This is a genomic window from Streptomyces sp. NPDC055013 (assembly GCF_053608645.1).
The window spans coordinates 252,342-265,799 of the sequence record NZ_JBSGVW010000002.1 but is presented as its reverse complement, the minus strand read 5'-3'; the positions used below and the strand labels follow the sequence as shown (position 1 = coordinate 265,799).

General features: G+C 70.2%; 13 protein-coding genes. 2 read left to right on the top strand and 11 right to left on the bottom strand.

What is annotated here, in order from left to right; all coding sequences use genetic code 11:
• Positions 1-39: 39 nt before the first annotated feature.
• The 11 genes from hpnE to ACWGDB_RS03795 all read right to left on the bottom strand — a co-directional run bounded on the left by hpnE (position 40) and on the right by ACWGDB_RS03795 (position 10,899).
• A complete protein-coding gene (hpnE, locus tag ACWGDB_RS03845; RefSeq protein WP_453820940.1) occupies positions 40-1,467 on the bottom strand; it encodes a hydroxysqualene dehydroxylase HpnE in 1,428 nt (475 codons plus the stop codon).
• A complete protein-coding gene (locus ACWGDB_RS03840; protein WP_383600427.1) occupies positions 1,464-1,607 on the bottom strand; it encodes a DUF6380 family protein in 144 nt (47 codons plus the stop codon). The genes hpnE and ACWGDB_RS03840 overlap by 4 nt, the downstream gene beginning before the upstream one ends.
• Positions 1,607-2,569 carry a presqualene diphosphate synthase HpnD gene (hpnD, locus tag ACWGDB_RS03835; RefSeq protein WP_453820939.1) on the bottom strand — a complete coding sequence of 321 codons (963 nt, stop codon included), beginning with the start codon at positions 2,567-2,569 and terminating at the stop codon, positions 1,607-1,609. Before hpnD ends, ACWGDB_RS03840 begins: the two co-directional genes overlap by 1 nt.
• Positions 2,566-3,495, bottom strand: coding sequence for a squalene synthase HpnC (hpnC, locus tag ACWGDB_RS03830; protein ID WP_453820938.1), 930 nt, complete (start codon positions 3,493-3,495; stop codon positions 2,566-2,568). Before hpnC ends, hpnD begins: the two co-directional genes overlap by 4 nt.
• A 358-nt stretch (positions 3,496-3,853) precedes the next feature.
• Complete coding sequence (locus ACWGDB_RS03825; RefSeq protein ID WP_389439581.1) at positions 3,854-4,633, bottom strand: ABC transporter ATP-binding protein; 780 nt, start codon at positions 4,631-4,633, stop codon at positions 3,854-3,856.
• The gene (locus tag ACWGDB_RS03820) at positions 4,626-5,555 is read right to left on the bottom strand and encodes an ABC transporter permease (RefSeq protein WP_383600438.1); all 930 of its coding nucleotides are present in this window, start codon (positions 5,553-5,555) and stop codon (positions 4,626-4,628) included. The genes ACWGDB_RS03825 and ACWGDB_RS03820 overlap by 8 nt, the downstream gene beginning before the upstream one ends.
• Before the next feature lie 99 nt (positions 5,556-5,654).
• The gene (locus ACWGDB_RS03815; protein WP_453821076.1) at positions 5,655-6,527 is read right to left on the bottom strand and encodes a glycosyltransferase family 2 protein; all 873 of its coding nucleotides are present in this window, start codon (positions 6,525-6,527) and stop codon (positions 5,655-5,657) included.
• A gap of 8 nt (positions 6,528-6,535) precedes the next feature.
• Positions 6,536-7,315, bottom strand: coding sequence for a CDP-alcohol phosphatidyltransferase family protein (locus ACWGDB_RS03810; RefSeq protein WP_383600441.1), 780 nt, complete (start codon positions 7,313-7,315; stop codon positions 6,536-6,538).
• Positions 7,293-8,354, bottom strand: coding sequence for an iron-containing alcohol dehydrogenase family protein (locus ACWGDB_RS03805; protein WP_453820937.1), 1,062 nt, complete (start codon positions 8,352-8,354; stop codon positions 7,293-7,295). Before ACWGDB_RS03805 ends, ACWGDB_RS03810 begins: the two co-directional genes overlap by 23 nt.
• On the bottom strand, positions 8,342-9,094 hold the full coding sequence (locus ACWGDB_RS03800; protein ID WP_369274749.1) for a phosphocholine cytidylyltransferase family protein: 753 nt from the start codon (positions 9,092-9,094) through the stop codon (positions 8,342-8,344). Before ACWGDB_RS03800 ends, ACWGDB_RS03805 begins: the two co-directional genes overlap by 13 nt.
• On the bottom strand, positions 9,091-10,899 hold the full coding sequence (locus ACWGDB_RS03795) for a DUF5941 domain-containing protein (protein WP_453820936.1): 1,809 nt from the start codon (positions 10,897-10,899) through the stop codon (positions 9,091-9,093). Before ACWGDB_RS03795 ends, ACWGDB_RS03800 begins: the two co-directional genes overlap by 4 nt.
• A gap of 277 nt (positions 10,900-11,176) precedes the next feature.
• On the opposite strand from ACWGDB_RS03795, the gene galE reads away from it, so the two are divergent.
• Together galE and ACWGDB_RS03785 are read left to right on the top strand one after the other, a co-directional pair.
• On the top strand, positions 11,177-12,160 hold the full coding sequence (galE, locus tag ACWGDB_RS03790) for a UDP-glucose 4-epimerase GalE (RefSeq protein WP_453820935.1): 984 nt from the start codon (positions 11,177-11,179) through the stop codon (positions 12,158-12,160).
• 169 nt (positions 12,161-12,329) lie between these two features.
• Positions 12,330-13,271 (top strand): cation diffusion facilitator family transporter, encoded by a 942-nt coding sequence (locus ACWGDB_RS03785; protein WP_453820934.1) that lies wholly within the window; start codon positions 12,330-12,332, stop codon positions 13,269-13,271.
• Positions 13,272-13,458: the final 187 nt, after the last annotated feature.

Below are 13,458 nucleotides of genomic sequence, written 5' to 3'. Positions count from 1 at the left end.
CGGGGGTGCGGGGGCCTGCCGCCGTGTGCTGGTTCAGCATCACGCCGCCTCCTCTACGTCGAAGAGGTGGCTGGGGCGGGGCCGGCCCAGGGCGCTCAGCGCGGCGCCGGCCGCACTCACGCCACTGCGGACCGCACTCTCCATGGTCGCGGGCCACCCTGTGGCGGTCCACGCTCCGGCCAGATACAGACCGGGTGCCTTGGTACGAGCGCCGGGCCGCAGCCGCCCGACGCCTGGAGCGGGAGCGAACGTCGCCGTGCGCTCCCTGGTCACGAAGAAGTCCTTCACCTGCGCGCCTCGTGCCTTGGGCAACAGCCGCTCCAGCTCGGGCAGATACCGCTCGCGCAGCGCGGCGACGGGTGCGTCGATCTCGTCCTGCGCGGCCGACTGGGACAGGGCGAGGTACTGGCCGCCGCGCAGCCCGGAGGCGGCGGTGCGGTCGAACACCCATTGCACCGGGGTGCCGAGCGCCGCGAAGAACGGCCGGCTGAGCACCTGGCGGTCGTACACGACATGCACGTTCAGGATCGGCGCGGTGCCGATCTCCAGCAGCCGTTCGGGCGCGTCGAGGGCACCCTCGGGCAGCAGGTCGTAGGCCTCACGCTGGGCAACGGCGAGCACGACGGTGTCCGCCCGCAGCGTCTCGCCGGGAACCTGAACGCTCCAACGTCCGTTCTCGTCAGTGGAGATGGAGGTGACTCGTGTTCGGACCTCGGTACGAACGCCCGCGGAGTCGAGCGCCTTGCGGGCCAGCCGGTCGTGCAGTTCGCCCAGCGGGACATGCGCCCACCCGATGTCGGCCGCGCCCGGGTCGGACAGCAGACCGGTCTTGAACACCATCGCGGCGAGCCCCAGCGAGGCGTCGCCCGCGACCGCGTTGAGCGTGGCGACCCCGACCAGGTCCCACAGGGCCTCGACGGCACGCGCCGACTGACCGTGCGAGGTCAGCCAGCTGCCGAAGTCCTGGGTGTCCAGGGTCGGATCGGCGAGGTCGAGCCCCTTGAGCGCGAGCGCGGCACGCCCGACCTTGGCACGATCGGCGAGCGACAGATGCGGATACGTCGCCAGGCTCCGGCCCAGGTGCAGGGGTACGGGCAGCGCGTCGCGCCGCAGCCTGCCCAGGCGCCGCCCCTCGGGCCGCGCGACGTCGACCACGGGCACGTCGAGGCGGTCCTGCAGCGGTGCCAGCGCCGTGCCCTCGATCCGGTCGAGGAACCAGCGGTAGGCGGTGCAGCAGCGCAGATAGACGTGCTGTCCGTTGTCGACGACCAGGTCGCCGCGCTGGAAGGAGAAGGCCAGGCCACCGAGTCTCGGCCTGCCCTCGATCAAGGTGACGCGCACTCCGGCGTCGGCGAGGGCGAGCGCGGCGGTGATACCGGCGAGCCCGCCGCCGATCACGACGGCGTCCTTCCCCGAGCCTGACGGGACGTCGGCGAGCGACCCTTGTGGCGGCGTGCCGTCGGTCATCGTGCACCCTCCCCTGACCGACCGCCGTGCAGGTGCTTGAACGGTGCACGGCCGGTCGTCTCAGTCAGGGACGCGCCTCGGCAGCGGAGGGTTGCCCGCCACTTTTCGCCGGTGGCATCACCTTGGACCGGAATGTCCATCAGGCGCGCCTCCTGACGGCACGGGTGACGGTTCGGCGGGTCGCATGCCGGGCGTCCAGACCGGACAGACCCCGCACGGCGACGTAGGCCTTCTCGCGGCCGGGCAGCGAGACCCGGCCGCGCAGCACGGCCTCCGGGTCGCGCTCGATGCGGTCGAGGAGGCGCAGGTAGATGCCGGCCATCGCGGCGACACAGGCGCCGCTGCGCCGGTCCAGCATGGGGAGCAGCCGGTAGCCCTCGGCGAACAGGGCGCGGGCCCGACGCACCTCGAAGTGCACGAGGCCCGCGAAGTCGGAGCCCTCCGGTGGGGTCGGCCCGCTGAAGCCGGCCGAGCAGCCGAACTTCGCCAGGTCGTCGGAGGGCAGATAGGTGCGTCCGCCCACGGCGTCCTCGCGGACGTCCCGCAGGATGTTGGTGAGCTGGAGGGCCAGCCCGAGCGTGTCGGCGTACTCGGGGGCGCGCTCGGCGCCGCGCACACCGGGCCCGGTGCCGAACACGCCGAGCGAGAGCCGTCCGATGGCGCCGGCCACGCAGCGGCAGTAGACCTTCAGGTCGTCCCAGGTCTCGTAGGTCTCGCCGCGTACGTCCATCAGGACGCCGTCGATGAGCTCGTCCAGGCCGCCGAGCGGGATCGGGAAGGCCCCGGCGGCGTGGGCGAGGGCGACGGCCACGGGGTCGGTGTCGTCCTCGGCGACCGCTCCGTCGCGGATCCGGGTCAGCAGCTTCCGGGTGTCCTCGAGCCTGGCGATCTTGACGTCGCCGCTCAGGGCGCCGTCGCCGATGTCGTCGACGCGGCGCGAGAACGCGTACAGCGCCGACATCGCGCGGCGCTTGGACGTGGGCAGCAGCCTGATGCCATAGGCGAAGTTCCGGGCCTGCTGCCCCGTGACGGCCTCGCAGTAGCTGTAGGCGGCGAGTACCGGTGCGGACGCGTGTGGTGCAGACTCCACGGTCCGGATCACCCCTCTCCTCGCAGAGTCACGCCCACCTCGCGCAGCAGCTGGAGCTTGCTGGCCTTGGGCGGGCCGGGAAGTACGTCGTATTCGGCGGCGGCGATCGCACGGATCGCCGCCCTTCCCCCAGCCACGAAACCCGCCAGCAGCAGCTTGAGTCTGCCGTGGACGCTACCCACCAGGGGGGTGCCTTCATTCAGGAGGTCCAGAGCACGTTCGGCTTCGTATGCAACCAGTGCGCGCACCGATGCGCCCGCTGTTTTTGCCGCCAGATCGGTTTCCTGGATGTGAAAACGCTTCATGTCCTGCGCGGGCAGATAAATCCGGTCACGGCCGAGGTCCTCGGCGACGTCCTGGAGGTGCTCGACGATCTGCAGCGCCGTGCACACCGCGTCGGAACGGCGGATCCGCTCGGGCGTCCCGGTGCCGGTGACGGCGAGGACGAGCCGGCCGACGGGGTTGGCGGACAGTTCGCAGTAGGCAAGGAGATCGTCGTAGGTCTCGTACCGCCCGACGAGCTGGTCCTGGCGATTGGCGGCGATCAGGCCGAGGAACGGCTCGGGGCTCAGTGAGCAGCGGCGGACGGTGTACTGCAGGCGGCGCAGCAAAGGGTGGCCGGGGGTGCCGTCGAAGACCCGGTGCAGGTCGGCTTCGAAGGCGTCGAGGAGCGCGAGGCGGTCCTCGGCCTCCTCGGGCGACACGCCGAGCAGACGGGCGTCGGCACCGCCGGGGGCGAGATCGCCGTCGCCGATGTCGTCCACCAGGCGGGCGAAGCCGTAGACGGCCATGAGGTCGGTCCGCCAGGCCCTGGGCAGGAAGAACGGCGCCACGGGGAAGTTCTCCGCGGCGGCCTTGTCGAGTGTGACGCGCTCCGGTTCACCTGGGCGCGCGGATTTTCCCGTCACCGTGGACTGCCCGGCGCAAGGACGGCACATGCTGCGTGGAGCTGGGGAGTTTCCGTAGCCATTGCCGTCACATCTCCCGTTCTACACCGCAGACCCAATGCACACTATTTCGGACACGCCGCCCGGACGTCCGCGCCGCAGCCCGGAGAGAGGGGTGTCGTGCCTTATCGCCCTACTTGCCGCGTTTCGGTACCGGTACAGCTTACGTTGTACAACGATGCGGGGCCCGTGGGGGTGTCCTGCACATCACAACAACACACCGATTGGCGTCAAGCTTCCCAGGGCCAGGCGAAGTTGACGTTTCCTTTGCAGACGCGGGGCCCCGCCGGGGCAGTTCCGGCGGGGCCCGGTCAAGCCTGCTGGGCCGCTCGGCCCATGTCGGGGTGGACTACTTGCCCGTGAACTTCTCGTACTCCTTGAGGACCTCGTCCGTCGGTCCGTCCATGCGCAGCTCGCCACGTTCCAGCCACAGGACGCGGTTGCAGGTGTCGCGGATCGACTTGTTGTTGTGACTGACGAGGAACACGGTGCCGGCTTCCTTGCGCAGCTCGCGGATACGTTCCTCGGAGCGCTTCTGGAACTTGCGGTCGCCGGTGGCCAGCGCCTCGTCGATCATGAGGACGTCGTGGTCCTTGGCCGCGGCGATGGAGAACCGCAGCCGGGCCGCCATGCCGGAGGAGTAGGTGCGCATCGGCAGGGTGATGAAGTCGCCCTTCTCGTTGATGCCCGAGAAGTCGACGATCTCCTGGTAGCGCTCCTTGATCTGCTCGCGGGACATGCCCATGGCGAGCCCGCCCAATATGACGTTGCGCTCGCCGGTGAGGTCGTTCATCAGCGCCGCGTTCACGCCCAGCAGCGAGGGCTGGCCGTCGGTGTAGACCTTGCCCTTCTCCGGCGGGAGCAGGCCGGCGATGGCGCGCAGCAGGGTGGACTTGCCGGAGCCGTTGGAGCCGATCAGGCCGATGGCCTCACCGCGGTAGGCGACGAAGGAGACGCCACGGACCGCGTGCACCTTGCGCACGCCCCGCTCCTCGCCACGCTTGAGAATGCGGCTCAGCGCGGCGGTGGCGCTGCCCTTGCCCGTCTTGGCGCCGTTGACGCGATAGACGATGTGCAGCTCGTCCGCGATGACGGTGGGGATGTGGGAATCCGTCCTCTGCTCAGCCACGGCCGTACCTCTCCTCCGCCTTCCAGAAGTACACGAAGCCGCCGACGGCCACCAGCAGGGACCAGCCGAGCGCGACCGCCCAGACGTGGTCGGGCAGGTTCGAGGAGCCGTAGCCGTCGATGAGGGCGAAGCGCATCAGGTCCATGTAGACGGCGGCCGGGTTCCACTGCAGGACGGTCGCGATCCACTCCGGCTTGCCCTCGAGCATGATCGGGATGGAGAACATCACACCGGACGCGTACATCCAGGTACGCATCACGAACGGCATGAGCTGCGCCAGGTCCGGCGTCTTGGAACCCGCCCGGGCCATGATCATCGCCAGGCCGGTGTTGAAGAGGAACTGCAGGACGAGCACCGGAACGATCAGCAGCCAGGACATCGCCGGGTAGCTGCCGAAGGCCAGGGCCACGGCGAACAGCACGATCATCGAGAACAGCAGCTGCTGGAGCTGCTGGAGCGCGAAGGAGATCGGCAGTGAGGCGCGCGGGAAGTGCAGGGCGCGGACCAGGCCGAGGTTGCCGGAGATCGCGCGTACGCCCGCCATCACCGAGCTCTGTGTGAAGGTGAAGACGAAGACGCCGGTGACCAGGAACGGGATGTACACCTCGCGGGACATGCCGCGGTCGGCCTGGAGGATCAGGCCGAAGATGAAGAAGTACACGGCCGCGTTCAGCAGCGGGGTGGCCACCTGCCAGAGCTGGCCGAGCTTCGCCTGGCTGTACTGGGCGGTCAGCTTCGCCCGCGAGAAGGCGAGGATGAAGTGCCGCCGGTCCCAGAGCTGACGGACGTACTCGAACAGCGAGGGGCGGGCGCCGCTCACGGACAGCCCGTACTTGGCGGCCAGCTCGGCCGCCGTGAGTCCCTCGTCGGGCGACGGAGGCGCGCTCACCGCGACTGAGCCGTCGTGCGTTGTCTCACTCACCAGTTGAAACTTTCGTCTTCGAGATGCGCAGCCTGTGCGGGCATGGCATGAACCTGGGGCCGGGGTACGGTCCGGTGGCTGCTCTCAGGGTCGAGCTTGTCAGATGACGGGAGGTCGGCCCAGTCGGGTCAGCCGCCACACCGTACGCCACTTCATGGGCCTGCGGGGACCGCATGAAGTGGTCCAGCCTTCCCGGAATCCGCCGAACCATGCCCGCAGGGCGGAGCGGGAGGGACGGCGGGCGAGGGTGAGCAGCATCCAGACGCCCAGATAGACCGGGACGAGGGGGGCGGGAAGGTTGCGGCGGGCGAGCCAGACGCGGTTGCGGGCGACCATGCGGTGGTAGACCGCGTGCCGCGAGGGCGCGGTCGTGGGGTGGTACAGCACCATGTCGGACCGGTAGTCGATCATCCAGCCCGCGTCGAGGGCCCGCCATGCCAGGTCAGTTTCCTCGTGCGCGTAGAAAAATTCGTCCGGCAGCCCGCCGACTTCGGCGAAGACCTGGGTACGGACGGCGTTGGCGCCGCCGAGGAAGGTGGTGACCCGGGAGGAGCGCATCGGGTCGGAGGCGCGCAGCCGGGGGACGTGCCGGCGCTGGGTGACGCCGTTGTCCGGGTCGGCGATGCGGAAGCTGATGATGCCGAGCTGCGGGTCGGCGGCGAAGGCTGCGCGGCACAGCTCGGCGGTGTCGTGGTGGGCGAGGAGACCGTCGTCGTCGAGGAAGAGCAGTATGTCGACATCGTGACCGCTGGGGCCGAAGGCCTCGATGCCGACGTTGCGGCCGCCGGGGATGCCGAGGTTCTCCGGCAGCTCGACCGTCCGGACGCCTTCGGGGACGTCCGGGACCGGGGAGCCGTTGCCGACCACGACGACCTCGACCCGGTCGCCGTCCTGCTTGGCGACGGAGTCGAGGAGGGCGCGCAGTTCGTCGGGGCGGTTGCCCATCGTGATGATCACCGCGCCGACCTTCATCGGCGCGCTCACTTCAGCCTGCTCGACGCGAGGATGGACACCAGGTGCAGCACGGTCTGCAGCAGCGCGATGCCGGCCAGCACCGCGACGCCGAGCCGGGAGAAGAACAGGTCGCCGCGGATCTGGTCGGCGATCGCCAGGACCAGGATCAGCAGGGACGCCTCGATGCCGAGGACGAGGCGGTGGAACTTGAGGGCACCGGCGGCCTTGCGGGCCAGCGCCATGCCGGAGGAGCGCATCTCGGACGCGGCCTCCTGGACCGGAGGCTTCCCGGCCTGGTGCCGGGCGACCCCGACGAGGTCGGTCTCGGCCTTGATCAGGATGGCGCCGAGGGCGGCCAGGGTGCCGAGGAAGGCCCACAGCCAGTCGATACGGCCGCTGCCCCACAGGTCGGCCGCGCGCAGGCCGAAGCCGACGAGCACCGCGGCATCGGTGAGGTAGGCGCCGACGCGGTCGAGGTAGACCCCGCCCAGCGAGTACTGCTTCTTCCAGCGCGCGATCTCGCCGTCGACACAGTCCAGCAGCAGGTAGAGCTGGACCATGACCACGCCGAGCACGGCCCCCGGGATCCCCGGCACGAGAAGTGCCGGGGCCGCGAGTACGCCGCATACGGTCATCAGGTACGTGAGCTGGTTGGGCGTGACCCTGGTGTTCACCAGGTAGCGGTCGACCCGCAGGGACACCTCGCGCATGTAGAGGCGTCCCATCCAGTGCTCACCGCTGCGCCTGTCCTTCACCCCCGCGGGGTGAACGACGGGGCGGAGTTCAGCTACCGATGGCCTTGACATAGTCGGCGTAGATGTCCTTGATCTGGTCGGTTGTCAGGTCGAGGTGTTCGAGGATCGTGTAGCGGCCGGGCCTGGTCTGCGGGGCGAACTCCACGGCGCGGACGAATTCGTCGTCCGTGAAGCCGATCTCCTCCGGCAGTACCGGCAGCCCGTGCCGACGCAGCACCTCGGCCATGTAGGCCGACTCCTCGTGAGCTCCGCGCAGGTACATCGCGAAGGCCGCGCCCAGTCCGCACTGCTCGCCGTGGGCGGCGGCACGCTTCGGGAACAGCAGGTCGAAGGCATGGTTGATCTCGTGGCACGCGCCGGACGACGGCCGGGAGTCACCCGACACCGACATGGCGATACCGCTGAGCACCAGCGCCTCGGCCAGCACCTGGAGGAAGTCGGTGTCCCCGATGCCGCCGGGGTGGCGCAGCACCGCCTCGCCGGCCTGCCGGGCGATCGCCGCCGCGAGGCCGTCGATCTTCTCGCCCTTGACGCGGTTCGCCAGCTCCCAGTCCGCGATCGCGGAGATGTTGGAGACGGCGTCGCCGATGCCGGCCCGCACGAAGCGCACCGGGGCGTCGCGGATGACGTCCAGGTCGATGACGACCGCGATCGGGTTCGGCACACCGTAGGAGCCGCGCCCGGCGTCGTTGTCGAGGGTGGCGACCGGCGAGCACAGCCCGTCGTGCGCCAGGTTCGTCGGTACGGCGACCAGCGGCAGACCGACGCGCGCCGCGGCGAACTTGGCACAGTCGATGATCTTGCCGCCGCCGAGCCCGACGACCGCGTCGAAGTGGCCGGCCCTTATGGCACCGGCCAGCTGGACCGCGTCGTCGAGGGTGCCGCCGCCGACCTCGTACCAGGTGGCGCCGGGCAGCGCGGGAGCGAGCCGCTCCTTCAGCCGGGCACCGGAACCGCCGCTGACCGCGACGGCCAGCTTGCCGGAGTGCGAGATGCGCTCGTCGGCGAGCACACAGGCCAGGTCGTCGAGGGCACCCGGGCGGATGTCCACGACCACCGGCGAGGGAATCAGCCGGGTCAGTACTGGCACGCGATCTCCCGTCCGCGGGCGAGATCGTCGTGGTTGTCGATCTCCACCCACTTGACGTCGCCGATCGGCGCCACATCGATGCGGAAGCCGCGGTTCACGAGCTCCTGGTAGCCGTGCTCGTAGAACTGCTGCGGGTCGGTCTCCCACACCGCCTTGAGGGCGTCGGCCAGCTCGGGGGCGGCGTCGCCCTCGATGAGGGTCACGCCGATGTACTCACCGGTCGCCTCGGCGGGGTCCATCAGCTTGGTGATCTTCGTCATGCCCTTCTCGGGGTCGACGACGACCTTCATCTCCTCGTCGGCCAGGCTCTTCACCGTGTCCAGGGCGAGGATGATCTTCTTGCCGTCGCCGCGGGCGGCGAGCAGCGTCTTCTCGACGGAGACCGGGTGCACGGTGTCGCCGTTGGCGAGGATCACGCCGTCCTTGAGGGCGTCACGGCCGCACCACAGGGAGTAGGCGTTGTTCCACTCCTCGGCCTTGTCGTTGTCGATGAGGGTGAGCTTGAGGCCGTACTTCTGCTCAAGGGCTTCCTTGCGCGCGTACACGGCTTCCTTGCGGTAGCCGACGATGATCGCGACCTCGGTCAGACCGATCTCGGCGAAGTTGCCGAGTGTCAGGTCGAGAACCGTGGGTTCGCCCTCTATGCCCGCGGGCCCCACCGGCACCAGAGCCTTGGGAAGGCTGTCGGTGTAGGGGCGCAGACGCCGTCCGGCGCCGGCCGCCAGCACGAGGCCGATCATGCGGGTTCTCCTTCATCGTGTACGGCGGGTGCCCCGGAGGACACCCAGAAGCGGATGCTCTCGACGAGCACCACGAGGGCCACGGCCACGGCGAGCACCGTGAGCGCGACACTGAACTGCGAGGCGGAGAGCACCGCGGCGAGGACGGTGACGAGCAGCGTCCGTCCTTCGTGCCCCCCGATGGCGCGCACCAGCCAGGCCGGGGGCGCTCCGGCGTTGCCGCGGATGCGGTACACCGTGTCGTAGTGATGGTAGGCGACGGCGGCCACCAGGCCGAAAGCCGCAGGAAGGGCTCCGTTCACCTCGGCTTTGGCTGCGAGCAGCAGCACGAGGCTGTATTCGGCGGCCCGGAAGAACGGCGGGACCAGCCAGTCGAGCGCGCCCTTGAGGGGGCGGGCGACAGCCAGGGCGGAGGTGCCGGCGTAGACGACGGCACCGATGACCGCCCACGGACCGCCGAAGCCGGGCTGTGCGGCCAGCCCGAGAAGGACGAGACCGCCGAGGAGGGCCACGGCGGGGGCGGCGATGCCGGGCAGTCGGCCCGCGGCGTTCTTGAGGACCCCGGCCAGGCCCTGCGCGAGCGGCCCCGAGTCCGCGAGGTCGGCCAGCGCCTGCGCGGCCCGGTCGGTGCGGTGCGCCTTCCGCGTCAGCGACCGCAGCACCCGACCCGCCGTGGTGTACGTCGCCGCGAAGGCACAGCCCACGAGCAGGACGTAGAAGGTGATCCGGGGCGTCGTGACGGCCGTGAGCACCGCGATCATCGCCCAGCGCTCGCCGATCGGCAGGACGATCATCCGGCGCACCCACACCGTCCAGCCGACGCTGTCGAGCTTGTCGGAGAGGGCGGCGGTGGGGCTGGTGTTGGCGGTGGCGTCGTGGTTGGCCTCGTTGAAGGAGAAGTCGACGACGTGTCGGCAGGTCTGGAGGACCATCGCGCCGAGGGCGAGGGCCCATACGTCGTCCCCGCCGCGGGCGGCTCCCAGCGCGAGGCCGGCGTAGTAGGCGTATTCCTTGGCCCGGTCGAAGGTGGCGTCGAGCCAGGCGCCGAGCGTGGAGTACTGCAGGGAGTAGCGGGCGAGCTGGCCGTCGGTGCAGTCCAGGACGAACGACGCGATCAGCAGGACGCCGGCCGCGATGAACCCGCCCCGGGTGCCGGTGGCCGCGCAGCCCGCCGCGATGAGCGCGGTGATGAGGGAGGCGGTGGTGACCTGGTTGGGGGTCAGACCCCGGCGGGCGCACCAGCGGGCGATGTAGCGGGAGTACGGGCTGATGCAGAAGGTCGTGAAGAAGCCGTCGCGGGACTTCACGGCCGACTTCAGACGTACGGCCTCGTCGTCGACGGCGGCGACGGCCTGCCGTGCCTCGTTGCGGGCCTGCGGGTCGGCCGGTACGGCGGCGACCAGGCTGCCGAGCTCGGGGCGGTGCACGTCGGTGCCGTCGTGGTCGAGAGCGGTGACGATGCGGTCGGCGAGGCTGTCGACGGCGACGGCCGTACCGCCGCCCGCGGAGTTCTCGCGAGCCATCACCCGGGTCAGCGCCTGGCGTCCGGCCGGCTGGGCCGTGACGGCGCCCGGGATCGCGGCGAGCGGGAAGCGGGGGTCGGTCAGGCCGAGGCGCAGCGCGTGCAGGTGGCCGACGAAGCCGGCGTCGACCACGGCGACCCGCTGGTCGCCGGGCACCTGGGCGAGCAGGGTCTCGGCGTCGGCGGTGTCGGCGGCGACCCGCACGTCATAGCCGAGGGACCGCAGATCGCCCTCGATCGACGATCCGGGCACCGGCTGACCGGTGAGGATGGCGGTCGACAACCGAACTCACTCCCTGGATACCGGCATTCGCGCCGGTCATGTACATGGTGGCGGCGCCCCCGCCGGTGTCGGCCGGGCGGCGTGTCGGCAGAGGCTATCGGATGATTGGAAGCCAGCGTTCACCGGCCGTTTGGCGGAGCGATCAACGTGGTTTGCCCTGAGCTTTGCCGCGATCATCATCACGGATCGCGGGGTCCGCCCACAAACTCACGCTCGCATACCGGGGCATCGGGGACATTGCATTCCCCGCCGGGGACCCGTCATAGGGTGGGCGACCATGACATGGCTGATCACAGGCGGAGCCGGCTACATCGGAGCACATGTGGCGCGGGCCATGACCGACGCCGGGGAGCGGGTCCTCGTACTGGACGACCTCTCGGCCGGGTATCCCGCACGGCTCCCAGCCGACATCCCGCTCGTCGAGGGCTCGTCGCTGGACGGTGACCTGCTGAAGAGGGTGTTCGCGGAGCACGCGGTGACGGGTGTGGTGCATCTCGCCGCACGTAAGCAGGTCGGCGAGTCCGTGGCGCAGCCGACCCGCTACTACAGGGAGAACGTGGGCGGCCTCGCCACGCTCCTGGAGGCGGTCGCCGAGGCGGGGATCAAGCGGTTCCTGTTCTCATCGTCCGCGGCGGTCTACGGCAACCCGGATGTGGACCTCATCACGGAGGACACCGCGTGCGCGCCGGTGAACCCGTACGGCGAGACCAAGCTCACCGGGGAATGGCTGGTGCGGGCGGCGGGCCGGGCGCACGGCATCTCGACCGTGTGCCTGCGCTACTTCAACGTCGCCGGGGCCGCGTCGCCCGAACTGGCCGACACGGGCGTCTTCAACATCGTCCCCATGGTCTTCGACCGGCTCACCCGTGACGAGGCCCCGCGGATCTTCGGCGACGACTATCCGACGCCGGACGGCACCTGCGTGCGCGACTACATCCATGTCGCCGACCTCGCCGAGGCCCACCTGGCGGCGGCCCGGCGTCTCACCGAAACGGACACGGACGGCGATCTGACGGTCAACATCGGTCGCGGCGAGGGAGTCTCCGTCCGCGAACTGATCACCGTCATCGGCGAAGTCACCGGCGACGCACGCCCCGCCCTCGTCGAGGCCCGGCGCCCCGGAGACGCCCCGCGCGCCGTCGCGTCGGCCACGCTGGCCGCCGAGGAGCTCGGCTGGACGGCTCGGCGCGGGGTACCCGAGATGGTCGAGTCCGCGTGGCAGGGGTGGCTGCTGCACCACGGCGACCGAGCAGCCGACTGATCATGTGAAGCTCCCTGACCTGCGGATCGTTTCCGCAGGTCAGGGCACATGACAACGGTGTTCAGTGCCGCGTTGCCGGATACCCCCCACCCGTAGTTCACTGTGATCCCGGACGGAATTCCGATCGGACATTCCGATCGTCGACGGACCGCAGAAGGGCGGCTTTCTCATGGGGGCTGGGCACGATCACGGGCACGGGCATGCGCACGCGCCGACGACCGGCACAGCGGCGGCCGCGTACCGCGGCAGACTGCGCGTCGCGCTGTCGATCACCCTCGGCGTCATGGTGGTCCAGATCGTCGGCGGTGTGGCCGCGGACTCGCTCGCCCTGATCGCGGACGCGGCCCACATGGCGACGGACGCGGTGGGCCTGGCCATGGCCCTGCTCGCCATCCACTTCGCGAACCGCCCGCCGAGCGAGAAGCGCACCTTCGGCCTCGCCCGCGCGGAGATCCTCGCAGCCCTCGCCAACTGTCTGCTCCTGCTGGGCGTCGGCGGCTATGTCCTGTACGAGGCGATCGAGCGGTTCCTCACGCCGGCCGAGACCGACGGCGGCCTGATGATCGTGTTCGGCGCGATCGGCCTGGTCGCGAACATGATCTCGCTCACCCTGCTGATGCAGGGCCAGAAGGAGAGCCTGAACGTGCGCGGCGCGTTCCTGGAGGTGGCCGCGGACGCGCTGGGCTCGCTCGCGGTGCTGCTCTCCGCGGCGGTGATCCTGACCACCGGCTGGCAGGCCGCCGACCCGATCGCCTCGCTCGTCATCGGCCTGATGATCGTGCCGCGCACCGTGAAGCTGCTGCGCGAGACCCTCGACGTCCTGCTGGAGTCGGCGCCCAAGGACGTCGACATGGCCGAGGTGCGGGCCCACATACTCGCCCTGGACGGTGTCGAGGACATCCACGACCTGCACGCCTGGACGATCACGTCCGGCATGCCGGTGCTGTCGGCGCATGTGGTGGTCCGCTCCGACGCACTGAACGCGATCGGCCACGAGAAGATGCTGCACGAGCTCCAGGGCTGCCTCGGCGACCACTTCGACGTGGAGCACTGCACCTTCCAGCTGGAGCCGGTCGGGCACGCGGAGCACGAGGCCCGACTCTGTCACTGAAACAACCGTACGGTCCGATAAGACGTCAGTACGGACGGAATGCAGCGATCCGGTGGTAGGCCGCGTCCTCATGCTCACAGCGCCCCCGGCGGCGGTTCCGTGCCCGCCGCGCCGGGCACGATCAACTGCCGGGAGTGCCGGATTCGTACGGCACACTTGGGGCGCAAGACCGAAGTGAAGGATGGGT